The following is a 24,190-nucleotide window of genomic DNA, read 5'->3' as shown; positions in this document are numbered from 1 at the left end:
CGATACTTGGCACCTGCTAGATAGTGCCAAGTAACAATTTTGCCTAGCTATCGTGACAGGCTTGTGACGGATTATTCAGCGGCGGCTTGCATTTCAGGACCGCCATTTCGAATGGTCGCCAACAGTTCTTCGCGCCTTTTTGCGGCCTTAGCCTCGTTTTCAAGTAGAACCGGGCCAAAGCCCTTAATCTCAAGCGGAAGCTTGGCCAAAGCGACAACCGCATCGTGAGTTTGTGGTGTAACCAAGGGCGCTATCTCTTTGAGATCGTGTTCATATTGCCGGATCAAGGCACGCTCCATCCGTCGCTCGGTGCTGTAGCCAAAGATGTCCAATGGAGTACCACGCAGGCCTTTCAACCTGGAAAGCAGCTTCAACGGACCCAACATCCACTCTCCGAATGTCCGCTTGCGTGGCCGACCCTCTGCGTCCTTGCCACCCAAAATCGGTGGCGCAAGGTGCAGGGTCATTTTGAAGTCGCCGTCAAACTCGGCCGCAGCCTGTTCCCGACTACGCAGCAACAGACGCGCAACTTCGTATTCGTCCTTGTAGGACAACAGCTTATGATACCCTCTTGCGACGGCCTCTTTGACGGATTCATCCTCGAAGCTATCGACAAGCTTACGATAACGTTTTGCCAGACGGGCGCCTTGGTAGTCGGTCAGGTGCTGCGCACGGAAATCAATCAGCTGTTCTAAAGTTTTTGGCAGCTCAGTCACCTGAGGGCTCAAAATCGCGGTGACGTCCTGCGGATGCAGAACGGCCCAACGGCCGATATCAAAGGCGCGTTTGTTGCGCTCAACCGCGGTCCCGTTCAACTCGATCGCCTGTAACATCGCTTCATGGCTGATCGGTAGCAGACCACGTTGCCAGGCGGCACCCAGGACCATCATGTTCGAATAGATCGAGTCGCCCATAACCGCGCGCGCCAGATCAGTGGCGTCAAATAGCGACAGGCCCTCTTTCAGCCGTGCTTGCAGCGCAAGCTCTAGTCGATCACCGGGGATCTGAAAGTTTGTGTCGCGGGTAAAGTCGCCCGTGACGGTTTCATGGCTGTTAACCACGGCACCGGTTTGACCCGTGCGGGTCAGACCCAGGGTTTTGGCCCCAGCGGACACAACAAGGTCGCCCCCGATCAGCGCATGCGCCTCGCCGGTAGCCACACGAATGGCGCTGATATCTTCGGGTCGGTTGGCCAGACGGCAGTGGATGTGCACTGCGCCACCTTTTTGGGCCAGACCCGCCATCTCCATCATCCCGGCGCCCTTGCCGTCGATCTGAGCCGCTTGCGCCATCACAGCGCCCAGAGTGACCACTCCGGTCCCGCCAATACCGGTAATGACCACGTTATGTGTACCGTTGATCGTCGGCAGAACGGGCATCGGCAAGTCCGGCAAATCGATCTCGGTCGTGGCTTCTTTGCGGATCTTTGCCCCTTCCAAAGTCACGAAAGACGGGCAAAACCCTTTCAGACAAGAGAAATCCTTGTTGCAGCTAGATTGGTCGATAGCGCGCTTGCGCCCAAGTTCAGTCTCTTTCGGAACGATCGAGACGCAGTTCGACTGAACCCCGCAATCGCCGCATCCTTCGCAAATGTCCGAGTTGATGAACACGCGCTTGTCTGGATCCGGGAACGTACCCCGCTTGCGTCGGCGACGCTTTTCTGCCGCACAGGTCTGAACATAGACAATGACCGAAACGCCTTCGATCTCGCGGAATTTCTTCTGCACGTTCATCAGTTCAGCGCGCTCAAAGGTTTCCACGCCGGACGGCATCGCCTTGAAGTTCACATCTTCTTTTTCGTCGTAAACCACGGCCACATGCTGAACGCCCATCGCCTTGACCTCGGCCACGATCCGCTCTGCGCTCAGATCACCTTCGTTATCCTGCCCGCCCGTCATGGCGACGGCATCATTGAACAGGATTTTGAAGGTAATGTTGGTTCCAGCCGACAGCGCCGCTCGGATCGATTGAACGCCCGAGTGGTTGTATGTTCCGTCGCCCAGGTTCTGAAACACGTGATCGGTCGTCGAGAACGGCGCTTCGCCGATCCAGTTCGCACCCTCTCCGCCCATCTGGGTGAACCCGGTGGTTTCCCGATCCATCCACTGCACCATGTAGTGACAGCCTATCCCCGCATAGGCCCGGCTGCCATCGGGCAGTTTGGTCGAACTGTTATGCGGGCAGCCTGAACAGAAATACGGCAAACGCGTTGCAATCTCTTCTGCATTATCCGCCCGGCGCGCCTCGGAAAGCTTGGCCATCCCGGCGCGCACCCCGTCTGTATCGCGCCCTTCTTCGATCAGGATATCGCCCAGTTTTTCGGCGATCATGATCGGGTCCAGTGCGCCACGTGTCGGGAACAGCTCTTCCCGATGCAAGGTCCCGGCTCCGCCCTTGTACCAACCGTAAACACGGCGTCCGCGGCGGTCGTCAAAGATGGCCTCTTTAACCTGAACCTCGATCAGCTTTCGTTTTTCTTCAACGATTACAATAAGGTCCAAGCCCTCGGCCCAGTCATGGAAGCCTGCCATATCCAGCGGGAATGTCTGACCAATCTTGTAAGTCGTAATGCCCAGGCGCTCGGCCTCGGCCTCGTCGATATTCAGCAGTGACATGGCGTGCGTCAGGTCCAGCCAGTTCTTGCCGGCCGCTACAAACCCGATTTTCGCACCCGGCTTGCCCCAGACACGCTTGTCCATCTTGTTGGCACGCGAGAACGTCTCGGCCGCGAAGCGCTTATAGTCGATGACCCGTGCTTCCTGCAGGTGCGGTGTATCACCCAACCGAATGTTCAAACCGCCTTCAGGCATGTCGAATTCGGGAACCACAACATTCATGCGATCCGGGCTGCCATCCACAACCGAAGTAACCTCGATCGTGTCTTTCATCGTCTTCAGGCCGACCCAGACGCCTGCAAACCGGCTGAGTGCGAACCCGTAGATGCCATAGTCCAAGATTTCCTGCACACCAGCGGGGCTAACCACAGGCATGTACATGTCGACCAAAGACCATTCAGACTGATGCAACACGGTCGAGCTTTCGCCGGTATGGTCATCGCCCATCGCCATCAGAACGCCGCCATGTTTGGCGGTTCCGGCCATGTTCGCGTGACGCATCACGTCGCCGGATCGGTCCACGCCCGGCCCCTTGCCGTACCAAAGACCAAAAACGCCGTCGAACTTGCCGTCGCCGCGCAGGCCGGCCTGCTGACTGCCCCACAATGCCGTGGCCGCCAGATCTTCGTTCAGCCCGAACTGAAAGGTCACATCGCTTTCAGCCAGATGTTTCTGGGCTCGTATCATCTGTTGATCTACAGCCCCAAGGGGCGAGCCGCGGTATCCGGTCACAAGACCTGCGGTATTCAGACCCGCCTCATTGTCCCGTGCCTTCTGCATCAGCATAAGACGCACCAGCGCCTGTGTGCCGTTCAAAAGAACGGGGTTTTTCTCAAGATCGAACCGGTCGTTTAGCGATATTTGTGGCTGACTCATCGGACGCCTCCCCTCGTCAGATCAGTGTGCTTCATTCATACGCATTTTAGGTCAAAAAAGCTGACCTGTATAGGACCTACCAGTCTGTTATTGTAACGTTTCAACAGTTTGAATGTAGAACTTGTTACCTATTTCATATAGGGCTTCGGAAGGATAACGAAAGTTGCGGCGATGGATTGGGACAAGTTAAGGATATTTCACGCGGTTGCGGATGCGGGCAGCCTGACTCATGCGGGAGACAAGCTGAATCTGTCCCAATCCGCGGTCAGCCGGCAGATCCGCGCGCTTGAAGAATCGCTTGATTCGACACTTTTTCACCGCCACGCCCGGGGACTGATTCTAACCGAACAGGGTGAGCTGCTGTTCGACGCGACATCGGCCATGTCGAAACGCCTAGATGCTGCCGCTGCCCGCATTCGCGACAGCGAAGAAGAAGTGTTCGGAGTTCTGCGCGTCACCACCACGTTTGGCTTCGGTACACTGTGGCTGGCGCCACGCCTCCCGAAACTATACGAGCAATACCCCGATCTGAACATTGACCTGATGCTGGAGGAGCGTGTTCTCGACCTGCCGATGCGCGAGGCTGATGTAGCCATCCGCATGAAAGAGCCCAGCCAGGCCGATCTGGTGCGAAAACGCCTGATGACCGTGCAGATGCAGCTTTATGCTACGCCGGAATACCTGGAAGAACGCGGCAGCCCGGAAAGTCCCGAAGACATCTCGAAACACAGGTTGATTTGCCAGACACCCTCGGCTCCGCAGGTCGGCGCAAGCGCAATGATGGTCCGGCACCTGATGACCTACAATCCGACCTCGCTGTTGACGGTGAACAACTATTTTGGCGTTTTACAGGGTGTTTTGCACAACCTCGGCATCGGTGTGTTGCCGGATTACGTGACCCATGACTTTCCGCATCTGCAGTCGATCCTGTCGGATATCGAAACCGCCGATGTCCCGGTTTATCTCGCCTACCCCGAGGAACTGCGCCATTCCAAACGCGTCGCGGCATTCCGCGACTTTGTTCAGGATGAGATCATTGCGCAGCGCAAGCAGTTGAAGCAGATGGGAAAACTGTAGCTATGCACCAGTAGCATAGCGGCAATGATCTGCGATCAGTCTATAAAACCTTGATAGTACACAAACCGCCCCCTAAATGAGCAATCGAAGGCGGTGATGCTGTAACGCTCATCATCTTCACCTCCCTGTTGGACTACGGCCGAGCTTAGTGCTCGGCCTTTTTTTTGCCCGCAACACTAAATTCATATCTGAAATGGGTGAAACATCTGGGAAAATCCTGCACTTAAGCCTATGATCACGAAAAAATCATCAAGACTTATGGTCGAGGACAGATTCGATGTTTCACCTCACTCGCCTGTTAATGGCGTTCTTCTCCATTGCGCTATTATCTGGGCCAGCACTTGCCCAGGTCACTAGTACCTCTAGTGCACCGACTACCGTCACAATCCCCGAGGATCTGACGCCCGAACAAGTCGATGACATGGTCGCACGTATGTCCGACGACCAGGTCCGCGCGATTTTGCTGGAGCGTCTGGACGCGGTTGCGGAAAAAAACGCTGCCGAAGCGGAAGAACGCGAAGACCCAATCACGGAAATCAATGAGATCTGGGCCGAAATGGTGGCGTCGTGGACACAGGTTATCGTCACGGTCCCGAACATCTTCAGTGCGCAAGCCGACGCTTTCAAGAACTTTTCGGCAACCTTTGGTACAACCGGCGCGTTTACCCTGTTGGGCCTGATCCTCAGCGTACTTGTCGTCGGCTTCCTCGCGGAAAAGCTGTTCGAATTCCTTACTCGGCGGTGGCACGAACATGCTGAAGTTGGGGATGAAAATGACCTTTGGGGCGCCGTCAGGTACCTGTTTCGCCGTTTTTGCCGCGAGATCGCAGGATTGGTCGTGTTCTATGTCGTCATCCGCGCGGTCGGGCGCGGGCTTCTGACTCCGGAACAAATCACCTACGCGGCACCGTTCGTTTTCTACCTGATCTGGATTCCGCGCTTGGGCGCAGCGGCCTCGCGGTTCGTACTTGCACCAAGCAAACCACACTACCGGCTGGTAAACATTGATGATCACTGGGCGAAATACCTACACCGCAACCTGATCGGTCTGCTTATTTTGGTCGGTTTCACGCTGTTCCTGCTTCATTTCAACAGGCTGAACGGCATTACCGGCGGCGAAACACGCATTGGTTTCTGGCTGAACGCAGCGATCCATATCTATATCGGCGTCATCGCCTGGACCGCGCGCGAAGGCCTGTCTCAGATGATGTTGGGTACCGACCCTGATCACTCCAAATTTGATGAGGAAGTCGCCCACTACTACCCCTACTTCGCAATCGGCGTGTCGGCGGTAATCTGGCTGCTGGTCGAGTTTATCGTAGCGCAACGCAATCCTTCGTCCTTGGCGTTGCTGGTCAAGGGGGCGCATTTCACCACCATGTCATGGCTGCTACTCGCACCTGCCTTGGATACACTGATACGTGGGCTGGTTCGCCATCTGCAACCACCGATGCTTGGCGAAGGCCCGGTGGCCGAGCGCGCATACAAGTCCACCAAACGCAGCTATATCCGGATTGGCCGGGTCTTGGCCGGCATTCTTGTCATCCTGATGATTGCCCGGGCTTGGGATCTCGACCTCAGTGAAATCGCGGGTGGTGGGGATGAATCCGGTAGCAAGGTCATCCAGTTCTTCATCATCATTGCTGTTGGCTACATCCTGAACGAGGTCGTTTCGCTTTGGATCAACCGTCGGCTTGCGAAAGAGCAAACTGCGGTTGAACAAAGTGCCGATCAAGAAGCGGGCGAAGGCGGCGGTTCCGGTGGATCACGTCTGGCGACGGTTCTGCCCCTGCTACGTGTGACCGCTCAGGTCGCGATTGCGGTGATCTTTGTCCTGCTCGCGCTTGGCGCGCTGGGTCTGGATATCACGCCGCTGCTTGCTGGTGCCGGTATTCTTGGCCTGGCCATCGGCTTTGGTGCGCAAAAGCTTGTTTCGGACATTGTCGGCGGAATCTTCTTCCTGATCGACGATGCGTTCCGGGTTGGTGAATATGTTGATATCGGCGGCACCATGGGAACGGTCGAAAAGATCTCGATCCGCTCCATGCAATTGCGCCACCACCGCGGTCTGGTTCACACCATCCCCTATGGTGAGATTCAGAAGATCACCAACTTCAGCCGTGACTGGGTCATCATGAAGCTGAAATTCACCGTGCCCTTTGATACAGATCCCAACAAGGTGAAGAAAATCTTCAAGAAGATCGGTGCCGAGATGATGGAGGACGAAGTTCACAAGGACGGCTTCCTGCAGCCCTTCAAATCTCAGGGCGTATTCGACTTTGACGATGTCGGCATGATCATCCGCGGCAAGTTCATGGCCAAACCGGGTAAGCAGTTCACTCTGCGCAAAGAGATCTTCAACCGGGTCAAGGCTGCCTTCAAGGAAAACGGCATCGACTTTGCCCGTCGCGAAGTTCGTGTCGCCATCCCGGGACTGGACGAAGCTGAAAACCTGACCGAAGAACAAAAAGCAGCAGTTGGCGCTGCGGCTGCAGATGCGTCCAGAAAGGCGCAGAACCCAGCTTAACGATAATGGATCATCCGCTGACGCGTCAGCGGGTGACACCCGCACGTTACAAACAACAGACGGAACCGGCCCAATTGGCGGTTCCGTTTTTTACTTTCACAATTGGCCTGCGCTGACTTGACCCTTTCCACAAGCGGCACCTTGCCCTAAAAGGCCCGCAATCCCGGCCAACCTGGACAAGGACATACGATGCAAGAGCCCGCCATCACCCCGGATCTGATTGCCGCACACGGGCTTAAGCCCGAAGAATACGATATGATCCTTGAGATCATCGGGCGCGAGCCGACTTTTACCGAACTCGGCATCTTCTCGGCCATGTGGAACGAACATTGTTCCTACAAATCGTCCAAGAAATGGCTGCGCACCCTTCCCACCTCTGGGCCTCAGGTGATCTGCGGGCCAGGTGAAAACGCCGGCGTTGTGGATATCGGCGACGGTCAGGCGGTGGTGTTCAAGATGGAAAGCCACAACCATCCCTCTTATATCGAACCCTATCAAGGTGCGGCCACAGGTGTTGGCGGCATTCTGCGCGACGTCTTCACCATGGGTGCGCGCCCCATCGCATCGATGAACGCGCTGTCATTTGGCGAGCCCGGCCACCACAAGACCCGCCAGCTGGTCAACGGTGTGGTCGAAGGCATTGGCGGTTACGGCAACTGCTTTGGTGTCCCTTGCGTGGGTGGCGAAGTTCGGTTCCATCCCGCCTACAACGGCAACTGCCTTGTGAACGCCTTTGCTGCAGGTCTGGCCGACAGCGACAAGATTTTCTATTCGGCGGCCTCTGGCGTCGGCATGCCCGTCGTGTATCTGGGTGCAAAAACCGGACGTGACGGTGTTGGCGGCGCAACCATGGCCTCGGCCGAGTTTGACGACACAATCGAAGAAAAGCGCCCGACCGTTCAGGTCGGTGACCCGTTCACCGAGAAGCGCCTGATGGAGGCGACGCTGGAGCTGATGCAGACCGGTGCCGTGATTTCGATCCAGGATATGGGTGCAGCGGGTCTGACCTGTTCCGCCGTTGAAATGGGCGACAAGGGTGGTCTGGGTGTGCGTCTGGATCTGGAAAACGTTCCTCAGCGCGAAGAAGATATGACAGCCTATGAGATGATGCTGTCTGAATCACAAGAACGCATGCTGATGGTCCTCAAGCCCGAGCTTGAAGCCGAAGCCCGCGCCGTCTTCGAAAAATGGGACCTGGACTTCGCCATCGTCGGCGAAACCATCGCCGAAGACCGCTTCCTGATCCTTCACAACGGCGAAGTCAAAGCCGATCTGGTCCTGTCCAAGCTGTCCTCGACGGCACCGGAATACGACCGCCCTTGGGAAGCCACGCCAGAAGCCGAAGAACTGGCTGAAGTCCCGCAAATCGACCCGATCGACGGTCTGCGCGCCTTGCTCGCTTCGCCGAACTATGCAGGCAAGCAGTGGGTTTATGAGCAGTACGACACCATGGTCATGGCCGACACCGCCCGCACGCCGGGTCTGGGCGCAGGCATGGTCCGCGTGCACGGCACTAACAAGGCACTTGCCTTCACCAGCGACGTAACCCCACGCTATGTCCGCGCCAACCCTGTTGAGGGCGGCAAGCAGGCTGTGGCCGAGGCCTACCGCAACCTGACCGCCGTTGGAGCCAATCCATTGGCGACCACCGATAACCTGAACTTCGGCAACCCCGAAAAGCCCGAGATCATGGGCCAGTTCGTCGGCGCGATCCAGGGCATCGGCGAAGCCGTAGCCGCGCTGGATATGCCTATCGTATCAGGCAACGTCTCGTTGTATAACGAAACCGATGGACAGGCGATCCTGCCGACCCCGACCATTGGCGCCGTAGGCTTGCTGACTCACACGGACGAGATCATCGGCAATGAGGTCCGAGAGGGCCATGTTGCTCTGGTGATCGGCGAAACCAACGGCCATCTTGGGCAGTCCGCTCTGCTTGCTGAAGTGTTCAACCGCGAAGACGGCGACGCGCCGCATGTCGATCTGGATGCCGAAAAACGCAATGGCGAGTTTATCCGTGCCAACCGTGAGATGATCAAGGCCTGCACCGATCTGGGTGACGGTGGTCTGGCGCTGGCAGCATTTGAGCTGGCGGAATCCGCAGGCGTCGGCGTTCACCTCGATGAAGCCACGACCGAGTTCCTGTTCGGCGAAGACCAGGCCCGCTATCTGGTCGCGTGCAACTTTGATCAGGCCGAGGCATTGATGATCGCTGCTGGTCAGGCAGGCGTCCCTCTGGTGTCCGTAGGACGGTTCACTGGCGACAGCATTCGGGTTGGCAACTCTGAGGCCGCGTTAGAGGATTTGGCTACCACGTTCCGCACCAGCTTTGCTGAGGCCGTCGCATAACACCGAAGCAATCTTTGCAAAATGAAACCTGCGCCTGTCCCGGCGCAGGTTTTGTCGTTTCAGGGCCCCTATCCTCCCCTTGCACGCCCCGTCTGGGAGCTCTACATCTTGAGAAAGACCTTCAGGAGAAACCTACATGCCGATGAGCGCCCACGAAATCGAAGCCCTACTGCGCGAAACCTTTCCGGATGCGGAAATTCAGGTTGGCGGCAATGATGGCGTGCATATGTCCGCAATGGTCGTGGACGAGAGCTTTCGGGGGAAAAACCGGGTGCAGCAGCAACGCGCAGTCTATGCGGCCCTGAAGGGCAAGATGGACGGCGCGGACGGAGAGTTGCATGCGCTGGCGTTGACCACAAAAGTGCCTGAATAGTGAATGAGCCGATTGGATGGATTCTGCTAAGGCTGACCTTTCTGGTCTTTGATATTGCCAACTTCGTAGCGATCTTGTTTTGTGATCTGCCAAAGCTACTGAAATACGGACCCAGATATTGGCGTGTTACCAGGATAATGAGGCGCCGCGACTACAACCTTCGCCAAAGCTGGATGGCAAAAAATGAGTAGTTGGCTGTTCTGGATATCAGTAATCGCAACGTTGATTGTTGCCGCCGCTCTGATCGAAGCCTATGTGAAGCGCAACAGAAAGCGTAAGCTGGCCGACATGCGCCCGGACCCGGACAAGATCAGCAAGGTCGGCGGCATTGAAAGATACGGGCTGGATCCGCTGGCCCTGGCACAGGCCGAGCATCGGCGACTAGAGGAAGAAGGATGGGTCCCGGACCCGTCAAAGGATGAAACGACCGCCCCCGACGCGGGTGAAAAGGACAAGCAAGATGACCGACGTTAAGACTCAGATCGACGAAACCGTCAAAGCCAACGATGTGGTGCTCTACATGAAAGGCACCAAAGAGATGCCCCAATGTGGTTTCTCGTCCCGCGTGGCCGGCGTGCTGAACTACATGGGCGTTGAATATGCCGATGTGAATGTTCTGGCCAACGAAGACGTTCGTCAGGGCATCAAGGATTATTCTGACTGGCCGACCGTGCCACAGCTGTACGTCAAAGGTGAATTCGTCGGCGGTTGCGACATCATCACCGAGATGACCCTGTCGGGCGAATTGGACACGCTGTTTGACGAAAATGGTGTCGAATTCAACAAAGAAGCGGCTGACAAAATTCGCGAAGCAAACGCCTGATCAGCGACTGCTGCAATTCTCCAGAACAACCTGCTCACTGGTGGCCCCACTGGCCGCCAGAAAGCTGACGGTCGCATCCCACCCCTTTGACCGAAGGATATACGACCCGGTCTCTCCTTTGGATTCATAGCGAATACCTGATCCGCTGGGCACTTGCTGCAAGGCAACCAATTGGTTGTCTACCATCATCGCCGCCGCACCGGAGCCGTCGGACGCATTGAAATACGCAACCTGCAACTCAATGCCATTCTGGCAGGTGAAGCTAACCGGCAGGATATCCATGTCCGCCCAGGCCAAGCCCCCTGGTAGACCGAACAATCCGGCCAACGCTACCGTTTTCAACGCATTCATTTTGCCGTTTTCTCCTCAACCACCGAGGCCAGGGCTTCGGCGCGTGCGGCCAGTTCGGCCAGAGTGTCCGTGACCGAAGGCGGGACGACGGCCACTTCAATCCTTTCAGGCTCGGGCTCAGGCCGGTTGCGCAGGCTTTGCAATTCGGCTTCAACTTCGGCCAGCTTGGACTCTGCCCGTTTGAGCTTGTCATCTGTAGCGGCGGTCTTGTCGGCCAGCATCAGCCCGGCCATCAACAGCATGCGCGCCTCAGGCATCCGACCAATCTGATCAGACAAAACCTGCGCCTCGTCATCCAGCATTTTCGCGGCAGATTGCAGGAATGGCTCTTCACCGTCCTGGCAAGAAACATCAAAACCGCGGCCACCGATATGAATGGTCAATTCAGGCATTACTCTACCTCCCCCTCAGCCAGCTTTGCCTTCGACAGCAACGGTTCCAGTCGGGCCAGTACCGCCTGAGCTTCGGCAGCGTCTGTCGCCTGCGCAGCCTTTGTCGCCTCAAGCTCGGCCACGGTCGCGCGGTTCAACAGCTCGGCATCGGCCAAGCCGTCCTTGCTGGCCGCCCGCAACTCATCCACCGAGTTGCGCAGTTGTTCGTTCGCCTTGCGCATACGTTGAAGATCATCATCCAAACGCGACATGGCCGCGCCGTGGCTGGCACGTTCCGCACGCAACATCTCAAGCTCTGCGCTTAACTCCGCAACACGCTCGCTGTCGGCCAATTCGGACCGCAACTTTCTATTCTCATCTTCAAGCGACTGCGTTTTGCTCACAACCGCTTTAAGTTCATCGTTTTCTGTCTTGAGAACAACCAGTTCGTCCTGGTTTTCCAATGCAGCTTTAGCCTCTGCCAACTCGGCCCTGGCCGCTTCGACCGCCGCCAATTTGGCGGTGGCCTCTGACAGCTGCTGACGCAACGCGCCGTTTTCAGGATCTTCGGCTGGCGTTGCTTTTAGCGCATCCATGTCGGCGCGCATCGCGTCGACTTCCTTCTCGTGCCGTTCCTTGAGGGATTTCAGACGCTCTTCCAACTGCGCATTGGCGACGCGCTCGTCTTCCAATGCCGTGTGCAAAGCGGTGTCATCACCGCCACTTGCGGGCACCGTGTCACGCAGGGCGTCGACACCGGTTCCAATCCTCTCCATCGCGGCAACGATACGGCGCTGTAATTCTTCGATCTGGCTCATGCCCCTGCCACCTCTTTACCAAGGTTCACTTTTTCGCGGCCCGTGCGAATCAATACAGGCCGGGTATTGGCCTAGTCTAACCGAATGAAACGGAAAATACCCACTGTTTGCTTTCAATCACTTGGGCAGCATTCTTGAACCACGAACGCGACGCAACCCCCGGTTCCACTTGCACTTTGGGGGGTGGATGGTATTGAGCGCCTCATCTGCCTGTAATCCAAAGGAACAACGCCCGTGGACCTGACTGCGCTGCGCAATGCCAATCCTGAACACTGGAACAAGGCTGCGGCTATCCGCACCCTGACCCTTGACGCCGTCGCTGCCGCCAATTCCGGCCATTCCGGTATGCCGATGGGCATGGCCGACGTTGCGACCGTGCTGTTTGAAAAGCATCTGAAATTCGACGCCTCGGCCCCGAACTGGCCCGATCGTGACCGGTTCATCCTGTCTGCAGGTCACGGTTCGATGCTGGTCTATTCTCTGCTGTATCTCACCGGTCATGCGGACGTGACGCTGGACGAGATCAAGAACTTCCGCCAGCTGGGTGCAAAAACTGCAGGCCACCCGGAAAACTTCCTGGTGGACGGGATTGAAACCACGACCGGCCCGCTGGGACAAGGTATCTCGAACGCCGTGGGTTTTGCCATGGCCGAAGAAATTCAGCGCGCGCATTACGGCAAAAAAGTCGTCGACCACTATACTTACGTGATCGCGGGTGACGGCTGCCTGATGGAAGGCGTCAGCCAGGAGGCCATCACTCTGGCTGGCCGTCATGAGCTCAGCAAACTGATTGTTTTCTGGGACAACAACAACATCACCATCGACGGCACTGTGGATATTGCCGATCGCACCGATCAAGTGCGCCGTTTCAAGGCTTCGGGCTGGAACGTGATTGAAATCGATGGCCATGATCCGATCGCGATTGATGCGGCCATTGTACAAGCCAAATCATCGAACAAACCATCAATGATCGCCTGCGAAAGCCATATCGCGCTGGGTCACGCCGCGCAGGATACCTCCAAAGGTCACGGCGCATTGACCGATCAGGATCAGCTGAAAGCCGCCAAAGACGGCTATGGCTGGCCCCATGACGCCTTTGTGGTCCCTGCTGACGTCAAATCGGCTTGGGAGGCCATCGGGGCCCGTGGCGCGGCTGAACGCGCCGAATGGGAAGAGCGTTTCGCGCAGATTTCCGAACGCAAACAGGCCGAATTCAACCGCGCCTATGCGTTTGATGCACCCAAGAAACTGGCCGGTGCGATCCGTTCGTTCAAAAAGCAGATGTCGGAAGATCAGCCGAAACTCGCCACCCGCGCGTCTTCGGAAAAGGTTCTGAACGTAGTGAACCCGATCATGCCCGAGACCGTTGGCGGTTCCGCCGACCTGACCGGGTCGAACAACACCAAATCTACGGATATGGGCGTGTTCCTGCCGGAAAACCGCAAGGGTCGCTATATCCACTACGGAATCCGCGAACACGGCATGGCCGCAGCGATGAACGGTATGGCGCTGCACGGCGGTATCCGCCCCTATGGCGGCACGTTCATGGCGTTCACCGACTATGCCCGCCCCTCGATGCGTTTGGCCGCCTTGATGAAGGTGCCTACGGTCTTCGTGATGACCCACGACTCGATTGGTCTGGGCGAAGACGGCCCGACCCACCAGCCGGTTGAGCATCTGGCCATCTCGCGCGCGACGCCGAACACTTATGTGTTCCGTCCCGCCGATGTGGTTGAGACGGCTGAGGCATGGGAACTGGCGCTGACGTTCAAGGACAGCCCTTCGGTTCTGTCGCTGACCCGTCAGGGCGTGCCGACGGTGCGTAAAGAACACAAGGCCAAGAACCTGACCGCGCAAGGCGCATATGTTCTGGCCGATGCCGATGGCAAGCGTCAGGCCATTCTGATCGCCACCGGGTCCGAAGTGTCGCTGGCGATGGAAGCCAAAGCGATGCTCGAGGCTGAAGGCATCGGCACCCGCGTCGTCTCCATGCCGTCGATGGAGCTGTTTGCGCAGCAGGATGAAGCCTATCGCAAGCGCGTCCTGCCGGGCGGCCCTGTCCGCGTCGGTATCGAGGCCGCCGTTCGCGCCGGTGGCTGGGACCGCTGGTTGCTGGGTGAACGTGGTCGCGAAGCCAAAGCCGGATTCATCGGCATGTCCAGCTTCGGTGCGTCGGCCCCCGCCGGTGAGCTGTACAAGCATTTCGGCATCACCGCCGAGGCAACCGTGGCCAAGGTCAAGGAACTGCTGGGGCAGTAAACGCTCTGCTCATCAGCCAGATACTAAAAGGGCGGCTTTGGCCGCCCTTTCCTATTTTGGCTGCTTTAGCTCGGCCTTCAACGCCGTATAGGCCCGTTTCGCATAATCCAATCGCAACTCATACCGTTCTGCTGGCACAATCCCATCGGGCACGTTCTGCCCTGCAGCAGACAAAACCTGCCTAACATGCGTTCCATATACCGGAATGAATTGCGCCGACTGGCCGCTGAGCAGGTTAAACAATCGCCCCCCTGCCCACTTGGCGCGTCGGGCCGCAGTCTCCGCCGTGTCGATCCGGAAATGCAGTACCTGGTAAAGCCTGAGCGGTTCAAACGGCATTTGTTCCGCGCCAAGTTTCATGGCCGACAAGGCCGCCGTTTTGCGTTTGGCTGCGCGCCCCTTCAATTGTATGCGGACCCAACTCTGAACCGGTCGATAAGCCGGCAAATGGCTCAGGTCACTCATTTCAGGATTCTCAATTCAATGGGCATCAGTCTTCTTTGAAAACATCCCGATCATCGGCCCGACCACCTTTGTCGCCACCGGGATCAGAACAAACCCCCATGCCAGACCGAACACACCGTCCATCGTCGCCTTGGATACCCATTCAACAACACCGGTCCACTGCTCAGACACGGAATGACCAATGGCATAGGCCCAGTCGTGGATGTGGTGTCCCAGCCACCCAAAGCCCAGAACCTCCATCCCGTGAATGATGATGGAACCGCCGACCCACAACATCGCGGCTGTGCCGACTATGGACAGGATTTTCATGACAACCGGCATGGCTTTGACCAACCCGCGCCCAAGCCCTCGCCCAATCGGTGTCGGTGCGTTTTGCGCGAGGTACAGCCCGACATCGTCCATCTTCACGATCAGGGCAACTGACCCGTAGACCGCCACGGTGACACCGATCCCCACAACCGCCAAGGTCGCGGCCTGCATCCACAGGTTTGGGGCCTCAATCGCGGCCAGCGCAATCGTCATGATTTCAGCCGAAAGGATAAAATCCGTCTTGATCGCGCCTTTGACCTTCTGCTCTTCCAGGTGGCCGTGGTCGCGAATGGCCATGTCTTCGTCGATAACGTGACTGCCATGAGGGAATAAGACATGAAATATCTTCTCGGCCCCTTCGAAACACAAGTAAGAGCCGCCGATCATCAGCAAAGGCGTGATCAACCAAGGAGCAAAATTCGCCAATAGCAAAGCAACCGGCAGCAGCAGGATAATCTTGTTGAATATGGAACCACGCGCGATGCGCCAAATGATGGGCAACTCGCGCGCCGGGGCGAATCCTTGAACGTATTTCGGGGTCACTGCGGCATCGTCAATGATCACACCAGCGGTCTTTGCGCCCGCCTTTCCGGCCGCCGCGACCACATCGTCCACGGACGAGGCCGCAACCTTCGCAATACCTGCTACGTCATCCAACAGGGCCAACAGACCGCTCATGGTGTTTCCTTTCACTTCACCTGCCGCAACCGGAGCCTACCCGATCCGACGGCTAGCGCAAGCGTTAGCGCAACCGGCGCAGGTTTGCGCTAACACGTTAAAAATATGTCACTTTTGGTCTTTTGAGAAAGCGCTTTGACAGCTATATGGCGTCCAACGCAAGCGCATTTGGAGACAGCACATGACCATCAAGGTCGGTATCAATGGTTTTGGCCGCATTGGCCGCTGCACGTTGTCGCATATCGCGGCATCCGCCCGCAACGACATCGAAGTGATCAAGGTCAACGCAACCGGCCCGCTGGAAACCACAGCGCACCTGCTAAAGTATGACAGTGTCCACGGACGTTTCCCCCGCGATGTCGCAATCGATGGCAAAACCATGGATCTGGGCCGCGGCCCGATGGAGATGTTCTCGACCTATGACATGAACGAACTGGACTGGGATGGCTGCGATGTCGTTCTGGAATGCACCGGTAAATTCAATGACGGTCTGAAAGCCAAAACACACCTGGATCGCGGTGCACAAAGGGTCCTGCTGTCTGCCCCGGGCAAAAACGTCGATAAGACCATCGTCTATGGTGTAAACCACAACAGCCTTGTGGCCGACGACAAAATGGTCTCGAACGGCTCGTGCACCACGAACTGCCTTGCTCCGCTTGCCAAGGTACTGGACGAGGGTATCGGCATCGAGAACGGCATCATGACCACGATCCACGCCTATACCGGCGACCAGCCGACCCTTGACCGCCGCCATAGTGATCTTTACCGCGCCCGTGCTGCCGCGATGTCGATGATTCCGACATCGACAGGTGCCGCGAAAGCCTTGGGCGAGGTTCTGCCCAATCTGAAAGGTCGCCTGGATGGTTCGGCCATCCGTGTTCCGACCCCGAATGTTTCTGCGGTTGATCTGACATTCCGCGCTGCTCGTGATGTAACGGTAGAAGAAGTGAACGCTATCGTACGCGAAGCCTCACTGGGTTCGATGCAGCGTGTTCTAGGCTATGAACCCGCACCGCTTGTTTCGACCGATTTCAACAACACCGAGGAAAGCTCGATCTTCGCACCCGACCAAACCCGCGTTGTCGGCGACCGCATGGTTCGCGTTCTGGCTTGGTACGACAACGAATGGGCGTTCTCGGTCCGCATGGCAGACGTCGCAGTTGCCATGGGTCGCCTTAACTAAGGTTGCTTTGAAATCTTGAACCTTTTCGCCCGCTCAGGTTAACTGGGCGGGCGTTTTCGTCCGGGGCAAGCATGACAAATCAAATCGCCATCTGGCTTGCCCTGCTCATTCTGAGCTTGTTCGTTATCAGCTATGCCCTCTTTGGAACCGAACAATTCGTGTTCCTTGGCAAGAAACTCTACACCTTTCTGGACTGGCTCGCCTTCTGGCGGTGACAGAGGTTTTGCTTGACTTTTCCTCTGAACTGGCTTTGTTAGCGCTAACTTCACATTAGCCGCATTTCGGACGGAGCAGGACATGACACTCAAGCTGGCAATCAACGGATTTGGACGGATCGGACGCGGCGTGCTGCGGGCGGTCATGGAATCCGAGCGCACTGACGTTGAAATCGTTGCTATAAACGACTTGGCGAAGCCGGAAATGAACGCGCATCTGTTCGAATTTGACAGCGTCCATGGCCGGTACGGCAAACCGGTCATTTTGACCGAGGCAGGCCTGGACGTTGGAAACGGTCCAATCCGCCTGAGCAGCGAACGCGAGCCGGAAAAACTGGATTGGTCCGATGTGGACGTCGTTCTGGAATGTACTGGCGTATTCCGGACACGCGAGGCCGCATCGCGCCATTTCGCGAACGGATCGAAGAAGGTCTTGATCTCGGCCCCTGCCCGCGGCGATGGCGCGGTAAAAACGATCGTGTTCGGCGTCAACGATCACGAGCTGACGGCTGAAGATAACGTGGTGTCCAATGCGTCATGTACCACCAACTGCCTGTCACCGGTGGCCGCAGCACTGGACGCAGGGCTTGGCATTGTACACGGCAACATGACCACGGTTCACGCCTACACGGCAAGCCAACCCGTCCACGACACCGCCGGCAAAGACCCTTACCTGTCACGCGCGGCAGCATTGTCGATGATCCCGACCACGACAGGCGCGGCCTCTGCCGTTGGCCTCGTCCTGCCGCAACTGGCCGGCAAGCTGACAGGTCAGGCCATTCGTGTCCCAACACCGAACGTGTCCGTGGTTGATCTGGTCGCTGAAGTCTCTCGCCCGACGACCGAGGACGAAGTCAACGCGCTGTTTACCGAAGCCGCAGCCAGAATTCCCGGAGTTTTGGCAGCAGAGAACCGCCCACTGATCTCGGTGGATTTCAACCACGACCCACACAGCTCGACCGTTTCGCTGCCGGAAACCAAGGTGACCGACGGCACACTGGTGCGTGTGCTGGCATGGTATGATAACGAATGGGGTTTCTCGAACCGGATGCTGGATACCGCCGCAGCGATGGGTGCCCTAGCCTAAACGGTCACGTAGCGCGGCATTAACACGGGGCGTGACGAATTTCGACACGTCCCCGTCCAACCGGGCGATTTCCTTAACCAATTTGGAGGCAATGGCCTGATGCCGCGCCTCGGCCATCAGGAAGACCGTCTCGACCGTGTCGTCCAACGCCCGGTTCATTCCGACCATCTGGAATTCATATTCAAAATCCGCAACAGCCCGCAGCCCGCGGACAATGATCTGCGCCCCAACATCACGGGCGCAGTCGATCAGCAGGTTTTCAAAGGGATGCGCAACGATTTCGGTTCCCGTTTGCTCGGTCAGATGAGCACATTCCGCCTCGATCATCGCAACGCGTTCCTCGAGCGAGAACAAAGGCCCCTTATCGCGGTTGATCGCGACGCCAATGACGAGCTTGTCCACCAAAGCAGCCGCACGGCGAATGATATCGATATGACCCAAGGTGATTGGATCGAATGTTCCGGGATATAATCCAACCCTCATCGCGGCCTCCTGCGCAATAAAATTTCTGCGCAAGCAAACATAACTTCGCCGCAGGTGCAAGAGGCAGCTTTGGGGTTCAAGGGCCTCAATGCCCCATGATCATGCCTTGCAGCGCGTCTTTTTCCATAGCCAGTTCTGCCAGCTGCGCCTTTACCACGTCGCCCAGTGTGACGATCCCCACCAGCTTGCCATCTTCGACAACGGGCATGTGGCGAAAGCGCCCTTCGGTCATGCGGGTCATGATATCCTGAACCGTGTCCTGCTGAGTGGCTGTCACAAGGTTACGGGTCATATAGGCGCTGACTGGCTGCGCCAGGCAACCACTGCCGCTTGCGGCCAGCTCCCTTACGATGTCCCGCTCGGAAAGGATGCCTGATGCCGTTTCGCCGCCATCTTCTGATACAACAACCGTCCCGATCCGTTTTTCGGCCAGGATTTTCGAGGCGTCAGCCACAGTGATTGTCGGGCTGACTGTCTCGACCCCTCCGGTGGCCTTGGATTTCAGAATGGCCTGAACGAGCATAAGCGTAACCTCCGAAATAATGTCCTGTTTTCCAAAGCGTTGCCGGAATGCTTAAACCTGTCAAGGTGACACTTGAGCCTCAAGCCGCTCAACCTCTTCCCGAATACCCTGCGTCAAGGCCTGCGCAAACCGGTTCAATCTTTCATTCCGCTGATCGCCCTGATGTCGCACCAGGTGAAAACTCCGGGTCAAACTCACCTGATCCGTCAGGATTTTCTGCAGGTTGGGATGAAACGGCAAGGTGAAGTCATGCGCCACACAAACCCCCGTTCCAAGCGTGGCCTGCCGCAGCTGAACCGACACCGAATTCGATGCAAGCGCGACACGGTCAACACCGATATCCACTAGATAATCCAGCTCGCGGTCAAAGATCATATCCGGAATGTAGCCAATCATGCGATGGCCACTCAGGTCCTGGATCGAACGGATTGCCGGGTAAGAGGCCAGATAGTCGCGCGTCGCAACAAGGTGCAGTTTGTAATCGGTGATTTTCTGGACCAGAAGGCTCCCCGCCGTTGGTGCACTGACGGTCACCGCCATATCAGCCTCGCGCCGGGACAGGTTGATCACGCGCGGTAGGGCCAGGATCTGAATATCCAGATCGGGGTTTGCATCGCTGATTTTCGCGCAGACCTGCGGCAAAAGATAGTTGGCCGACCCGTCCGGCGCGCCAATCCGTATTTGTCCGCTGAGCGTTTTCGACGTTCCCGCCATCGCGCCAGCCGCCGCGCGCATCGCCTCTTCGGCTTTCAGCCCGTGTTCCATCAGGCGTTCGCCCGCAGCGGTCAAAAGGTAGCCTTGTTGCGACTTGGTAAACAGGGGGGCTTCCAATGAGGCTTCCAGCCGAGCAATCCGCCGCCCGACGGTGGCTGGGTCTATCTTGAGCTGACGCCCGGCAGCCGAAAGGCTTTCTTCGCGCGCGACGGCCAGAAAGACCCGCATATCATCCCAGTTTGGTGTCACGCCCTGCCCTTTGCATTTTTGCAAAACATCTTTGGAACATTTCCTCTGTTCAAGCAATTTATGCAAGCCTATTGTGCGCACAAACGCATCGGAGGAGATCTGCAATGACCGAGCTGTCCCATTTCATCAACGGCGAGAATGTCGCCGGAACCTCAGGACGATTTGACGACGTCTTTAACCCCGCCACTGGCGAGGTTCAGTACAAGTGCCCGATGGCAAGTGCTGCCGAAACCACGGCGGCAATCGAAAGCGCAGCCGCCGCGCAAATTGCCTGGGGTGCAACCAATCCACAGAAACGCGCACGTGTCATGATGGCCATGGTTCACCTGATGAACCGCGACATGGACAAACTGGCCGAGGCGCTCAGCCGCGAGCATGGCAAAACCATCCCAGACGCCAAGGGCGACTTGCAGCGCGGTCTGGAAGTGATCGAATACTGCATCGCCGCACCGCAGATGCTGAAGGGTGAGTTCACAGACAGCGCAGGCCCTGGCATCGACATGTATTCCATGCGGCAGCCGCTGGGTGTTGTTGCATCCATTATGCCGTTCAACTTCCCAGCCATGATGCCGCTTTGGCACGTAGGCCCTGCCCTGGCCTGCGGCAACGCAGTGGTTCTGAAACCGTCCGAGCGTGATCCCTCCGTTCCCCTGATGCTAGCAGAGCTGTTTGTCGAAGCCGGCCTGCCCAAGGGCGTCTTCCAGGTCGTCAATGGCGACAAAGAGGCCGTGGACACTCTGCTGGACAGCGATACCATTCAGGGCGTGTCCTTTGTTGGCTCGACCCCGATCGCGCAATACATCTATTCCCGCGCGACTGCGAACGGTAAGCGCGCGCAGTGTTTCGGCGGCGCCAAGAACCACATGATCGTCATGCCTGACGCGGATCTGGATCAGGCTGCCGACGCTTTGGTCGGTGCCGGGTTTGGCGCGGCGGGCGAACGCTGCATGGCCATCTCGGTTGCTGTGCCCGTTGGCGAAGAAACAGCCGACGCACTGATCGAAAAGCTGATTCCACGCGTTGAAAAGCTGAAGGTCGGCCCCTACACCGCCGGCGATGACGTCGACATGGGCCCAGTTGTAACCGGTGCTGCCAAAGAGCGTATTCTTGGTCTGATCAACTCGGGCGTAGAACAAGGCGCGAAGCTGGTTGTTGATAACCGCGACTTCAGCTTGCAGGGCTATGAGGACGGCTTCTTTGTCGGCCCACACCTGTTCGATAACGTGACGCCTGAGATGGACATCTACAAGCAAGAGATCTTTGGCCCGGTTCTGTCGACCGTGCGCGCAGGCTCTTATGAAGAAGCGCTGAAACTGGCGATGGATCACGAGTACGGCAACGGCACTGCAATCTTCACGCGCGATGGTGACACCGCCCGCGACTTTGCCAGCCGTGTGAATATCGGCATGGTCGGGATCAACGTTCCGATCCCTGTTCCGCTGGCCTACCACACCTTTGGCGGCTGGAAGAAATCCATGTTCGGTGACCTGAACCAGCACGGTCCGGACAGCTTCAAATTCTACACACGCACCAAAACTGTCACGGCGCGCTGGCCGTCGGGAATCAAAGAAGGTGGCGAGTTCAACTTCAAAGCGATGGACTGATTTCCCGCCCAAACAAATTCAAAAGGCCGCCCCGTTGGGCGGCCTTTTTCGTTGGGCGGCGAGGGGTCAGTTCTGTAGAAATTCGCGCAATGTGACTCTGCCATCAAAATCCGCGTCAAACTCGGCCATGACCATCCGCAGTTCGTGCGCGGGGATACATGCTTTGGCGATGCCTTCGATCTTGTCGCTTTCAACCATGGTCAAGCATTCGGCCGACAGCGGCTCATCCATTTCCGGATCGGGGAACTCGATGAGATCCCGCACTTCCATGGCCACAAATTCATCCGGGGACACCACGCCATTTTCGTCGGCATCATATTCGAGAAACTCCACCGCCCGCTCTGCTAGATAGAAGATTTCGAATTCAGAATATTCGACGTGACCGTCTGCGTTGGAATCCGCCCGATTGATCTCCTCTGCTGCAATTGCCTCTGGTGTGCAGGATTCTTCTGTCACATCACAATCATCCCCGACGATGAGGCCCTCTTCTTCCGTCAGGAATTGGTACAATTCCGGTTCAGTAATCACCCCGTCCCCGTCGCGATCCAACTCGGCAAAGAAGATCCGCGCCATCGGCGTTGCTTGTGCAGGTGTTTGGGCAGACCCCCAATAAAGACCAGCCAGTAACAAGACCGGCAGCAGATAGAGCGTCTTAGGGGCAAAACGGCTGAGCGTTCGAATGGGCATTTCATCTTCTCCAACTGTGTCTGGTGAAGGCCCTGCCAGCTCGCGGTCGATCACACCACGCACGAGTTCGCTCATCGACGATCCGCGCTGTTCGCTTAGATCTGCCAACTTGCTTTTCAACTCATAAGATACGCGAATTTCCAAGGTTTCCGATTTCTTGGTCATATCGTGCGGTCTCCGAACATCTGTGGGCCTGGCCCCTGGAATTGGAGCAGACATGCCCGAAAAAATACCCCAAGCCGTGTCCCGCAAACAGCAAAAACCTGTCCGGACACCGAGTATTCCCCCGTCCGGACAGGCAATAAACTGCGTCAAATGTGTAAATCTCACGGAAAATTTAAGCCAAGCATCTGGCCCTGAGGGAAAGCAGTTACTAAATTGCCGGAAACCATAGAGCATTCCTTCAGGAGGCATCCGTGTCCAGTTCCCGTATTAATCGTCGTACCGCCTTGCTGGGTGCTGCGTCCGTCTTAGCGACGCCGACGCTTCTGCGCGCCCAAAGCTCAGATGCTTTCCCAACAACAGAAGAGGCGATCAGCACGCAATTGCCGGTGCGCCGCAATGTCTCGTCCTTCTCGCAACAGAATTGGCAGGACCATTTTGACCAGCTGGGCGCAGGGGCTTTGCTGGCCGATATCACAAGCCGCGCGGTGCACTATTGGGGGCCCGATGGCACCTACAAACTGTACCCCAGTTCGGTACCGATGAGCGAAGAGCTGACGAAGCGCGGTTATACCAAGGTTGTGCGCAAAGCCGAGAACCCAAGCTGGACACCGACCGCATCAATGCGCGAGCGTGATCCGCTTTTGCCAGTGCGTATGGAAGGTGGTGAACCAGGCAACCCGTTGGGCACGCGTGCAATGTATCTGGGCTGGCCAGCCTATCTTGTGCACGGCACCCACGATACGCGAAAAATCGGGCGCCAAAGCTCGTCCGGGTGCATCGGCCTGTACAATCAACATGTCGAGGAATTGTTTCCTCTTGTCCAGGTCGGAACCCAGGTCAGACTGGTCTGACGACAAAGCCCCGGCCATAAGGACCGGGGCTTTTTCATGAAATCAAAGTATCTTATTCCGGCAGGATCACAGCGTCGACAACGTGGATCACGCCATTGCTGGTCTCAATATCAGCCTGAATGACTTCGGCACCGTTCACTTTCACGCCGTTCTTTGCATTTACACTCAGGCGATCGCCTTGCACGGTCAGAACCTTTGCGCGCTTGCCAGCGATGTCACCGGACATCACCTTGGCGGGAACCACGTGATAGGTCAGAATTTCGACCAGTTGGTCTTTGTTCTCCGGCAACAGCAGTGTTTCCACCGTACCTTCGGGCAGTGCCGCAAAAGCGTCATCAGTCGGTGCGAACACTGTGAACGGTCCGTCACTTTTCAACGTGTCGACAAGCCCCGCAGCCTGAACGGCGGCGACCAATGTGTTGAAGGACCCGGCCGATACTGCGGTATCCACGATATCTGCAGCCTGTGCTTTTACAGGCAGTGTCAGTGCAATTGCGGCGGCGGCGCCCATAAACGTACGACGAAACATGGCTGTCAT

General features: G+C 57.1%; 23 protein-coding genes. 12 read left to right on the top strand and 11 right to left on the bottom strand.

What is annotated here, in order from left to right:
* Positions 1-71: 71 nt before the first annotated feature.
* Positions 72-3,491 (bottom strand): indolepyruvate ferredoxin oxidoreductase family protein, encoded by a 3,420-nt coding sequence (locus AC2FD9_RS02815; RefSeq protein WP_282118511.1) that lies wholly within the window; start codon positions 3,489-3,491, stop codon positions 72-74.
* A gap of 171 nt (positions 3,492-3,662) precedes the next feature.
* Between AC2FD9_RS02815 and AC2FD9_RS02810 the strand changes: the two genes are divergently transcribed.
* The 6 genes from AC2FD9_RS02810 (at position 3,663) to grxD (ending at position 10,640) form a co-directional block, all read left to right on the top strand.
* Positions 3,663-4,568 (top strand): LysR family transcriptional regulator, encoded by a 906-nt coding sequence (locus AC2FD9_RS02810; protein ID WP_058271530.1) that lies wholly within the window; start codon positions 3,663-3,665, stop codon positions 4,566-4,568.
* A 277-nt stretch (positions 4,569-4,845) separates the two neighbouring features.
* The gene (locus AC2FD9_RS02805; protein ID WP_496835286.1) at positions 4,846-7,095 is read left to right on the top strand and encodes a mechanosensitive ion channel family protein; all 2,250 of its coding nucleotides are present in this window, start codon (positions 4,846-4,848) and stop codon (positions 7,093-7,095) included.
* A 189-nt stretch (positions 7,096-7,284) separates the two neighbouring features.
* Entirely contained in the window at positions 7,285-9,444 is a 2,160-nt protein-coding gene (purL, locus tag AC2FD9_RS02800; protein ID WP_496835284.1) for a phosphoribosylformylglycinamidine synthase subunit PurL, read from the top strand.
* A gap of 136 nt (positions 9,445-9,580) precedes the next feature.
* Positions 9,581-9,817, top strand: a complete 237-nt coding sequence (locus tag AC2FD9_RS02795; protein WP_282168374.1) for a BolA family protein — start codon at positions 9,581-9,583, stop codon at positions 9,815-9,817.
* 183 nt (positions 9,818-10,000) lie between these two features.
* The gene (locus AC2FD9_RS02790) at positions 10,001-10,291 is read left to right on the top strand and encodes a hypothetical protein (protein ID WP_058271526.1); all 291 of its coding nucleotides are present in this window, start codon (positions 10,001-10,003) and stop codon (positions 10,289-10,291) included.
* Positions 10,278-10,640: a Grx4 family monothiol glutaredoxin gene (grxD, locus tag AC2FD9_RS02785; protein ID WP_058277848.1), complete on the top strand. Its 363-nt coding sequence runs from the start codon at positions 10,278-10,280 to the stop codon at positions 10,638-10,640. The genes AC2FD9_RS02790 and grxD overlap by 14 nt, the downstream gene beginning before the upstream one ends.
* On the opposite strand, the gene AC2FD9_RS02780 is transcribed toward grxD, so the two are convergent.
* The 3 genes from AC2FD9_RS02780 to AC2FD9_RS02770 are packed head-to-tail and all read right to left on the bottom strand — an operon-like array spanning position 10,641 to position 12,180.
* A complete protein-coding gene (locus AC2FD9_RS02780; protein WP_109311584.1) occupies positions 10,641-10,991 on the bottom strand; it encodes an MliC family protein in 351 nt (116 codons plus the stop codon).
* A complete protein-coding gene (locus AC2FD9_RS02775; protein WP_496739919.1) occupies positions 10,988-11,383 on the bottom strand; it encodes a cell division protein ZapA in 396 nt (131 codons plus the stop codon). The genes AC2FD9_RS02780 and AC2FD9_RS02775 overlap by 4 nt, the downstream gene beginning before the upstream one ends.
* A complete protein-coding gene (locus AC2FD9_RS02770; protein ID WP_496835282.1) occupies positions 11,383-12,180 on the bottom strand; it encodes a hypothetical protein in 798 nt (265 codons plus the stop codon). The genes AC2FD9_RS02775 and AC2FD9_RS02770 overlap by 1 nt, the downstream gene beginning before the upstream one ends.
* Before the next feature lie 234 nt (positions 12,181-12,414).
* Here AC2FD9_RS02770 and tkt point away from each other — a divergent pair, with 234 nt between their 5' ends.
* Complete coding sequence (tkt, locus tag AC2FD9_RS02765; RefSeq protein ID WP_496835280.1) at positions 12,415-14,439, top strand: transketolase; 2,025 nt, start codon at positions 12,415-12,417, stop codon at positions 14,437-14,439.
* 51 nt (positions 14,440-14,490) lie between these two features.
* On the opposite strand, the gene AC2FD9_RS02760 is transcribed toward tkt, so the two are convergent.
* Positions 14,491-14,904 carry a hypothetical protein gene (locus tag AC2FD9_RS02760; protein ID WP_496835279.1) on the bottom strand — a complete coding sequence of 138 codons (414 nt, stop codon included), beginning with the start codon at positions 14,902-14,904 and terminating at the stop codon, positions 14,491-14,493.
* A 15-nt stretch (positions 14,905-14,919) separates the two neighbouring features.
* Positions 14,920-15,891, bottom strand: coding sequence for a DUF808 domain-containing protein (locus tag AC2FD9_RS02755; RefSeq protein ID WP_496835278.1), 972 nt, complete (start codon positions 15,889-15,891; stop codon positions 14,920-14,922).
* 181 nt (positions 15,892-16,072) lie between these two features.
* Here AC2FD9_RS02755 and gap (AC2FD9_RS02750) point away from each other — a divergent pair, with 181 nt between their 5' ends.
* From gap (AC2FD9_RS02750) to gap (AC2FD9_RS02740), 3 genes are all read left to right on the top strand, one after another.
* Positions 16,073-17,074, top strand: a complete 1,002-nt coding sequence (gene gap, locus AC2FD9_RS02750; RefSeq protein WP_058277839.1) for a type I glyceraldehyde-3-phosphate dehydrogenase — start codon at positions 16,073-16,075, stop codon at positions 17,072-17,074.
* A 71-nt stretch (positions 17,075-17,145) separates the two neighbouring features.
* The gene (locus tag AC2FD9_RS02745; RefSeq protein ID WP_282118521.1) at positions 17,146-17,289 is read left to right on the top strand and encodes a hypothetical protein; all 144 of its coding nucleotides are present in this window, start codon (positions 17,146-17,148) and stop codon (positions 17,287-17,289) included.
* Between the two features lie 82 nt (positions 17,290-17,371).
* On the top strand, positions 17,372-18,376 hold the full coding sequence (gene gap / locus AC2FD9_RS02740) for a type I glyceraldehyde-3-phosphate dehydrogenase (RefSeq protein ID WP_496835276.1): 1,005 nt from the start codon (positions 17,372-17,374) through the stop codon (positions 18,374-18,376).
* Here gap (AC2FD9_RS02740) and coaD read toward each other — a convergent pair.
* The 3 genes from coaD to AC2FD9_RS02725 all read right to left on the bottom strand — a co-directional run bounded on the left by coaD (position 18,368) and on the right by AC2FD9_RS02725 (position 20,345).
* Positions 18,368-18,859, bottom strand: a complete 492-nt coding sequence (coaD, locus tag AC2FD9_RS02735; RefSeq protein ID WP_058271515.1) for a pantetheine-phosphate adenylyltransferase — start codon at positions 18,857-18,859, stop codon at positions 18,368-18,370. The genes gap (AC2FD9_RS02740) and coaD overlap by 9 nt on opposite strands.
* 85 nt (positions 18,860-18,944) lie before the next feature.
* Positions 18,945-19,382, bottom strand: coding sequence for a CBS domain-containing protein (locus AC2FD9_RS02730; protein WP_058271514.1), 438 nt, complete (start codon positions 19,380-19,382; stop codon positions 18,945-18,947).
* Between the two features lie 60 nt (positions 19,383-19,442).
* Entirely contained in the window at positions 19,443-20,345 is a 903-nt protein-coding gene (locus AC2FD9_RS02725) for a LysR family transcriptional regulator (protein WP_058271896.1), read from the bottom strand.
* Between the two features lie 104 nt (positions 20,346-20,449).
* On the opposite strand from AC2FD9_RS02725, the gene AC2FD9_RS02720 reads away from it, so the two are divergent.
* Complete coding sequence (locus tag AC2FD9_RS02720; protein WP_496835273.1) at positions 20,450-21,949, top strand: CoA-acylating methylmalonate-semialdehyde dehydrogenase; 1,500 nt, start codon at positions 20,450-20,452, stop codon at positions 21,947-21,949.
* A gap of 66 nt (positions 21,950-22,015) precedes the next feature.
* Here the strand turns inward: AC2FD9_RS02720 and AC2FD9_RS02715 are convergent, their stop codons facing one another.
* Positions 22,016-22,801 (bottom strand): EF-hand domain-containing protein, encoded by a 786-nt coding sequence (locus AC2FD9_RS02715; protein WP_058271512.1) that lies wholly within the window; start codon positions 22,799-22,801, stop codon positions 22,016-22,018.
* Between the two features lie 251 nt (positions 22,802-23,052).
* Between AC2FD9_RS02715 and AC2FD9_RS02710 the strand changes: the two genes are divergently transcribed.
* Complete coding sequence (locus tag AC2FD9_RS02710; RefSeq protein ID WP_108858717.1) at positions 23,053-23,652, top strand: L,D-transpeptidase; 600 nt, start codon at positions 23,053-23,055, stop codon at positions 23,650-23,652.
* 52 nt (positions 23,653-23,704) lie between these two features.
* On the opposite strand, the gene AC2FD9_RS02705 is transcribed toward AC2FD9_RS02710, so the two are convergent.
* On the bottom strand, positions 23,705-24,181 hold the full coding sequence (locus AC2FD9_RS02705; RefSeq protein ID WP_108859083.1) for a fasciclin domain-containing protein: 477 nt from the start codon (positions 24,179-24,181) through the stop codon (positions 23,705-23,707).
* Positions 24,182-24,190: the final 9 nt, after the last annotated feature.

Source organism: Ruegeria sp. YTSC230 (assembly GCF_059609665.1).
The sequence above is the reverse complement of the archived record's forward strand: the minus strand, read 5'-3'. Positions and strand labels throughout refer to the sequence as shown.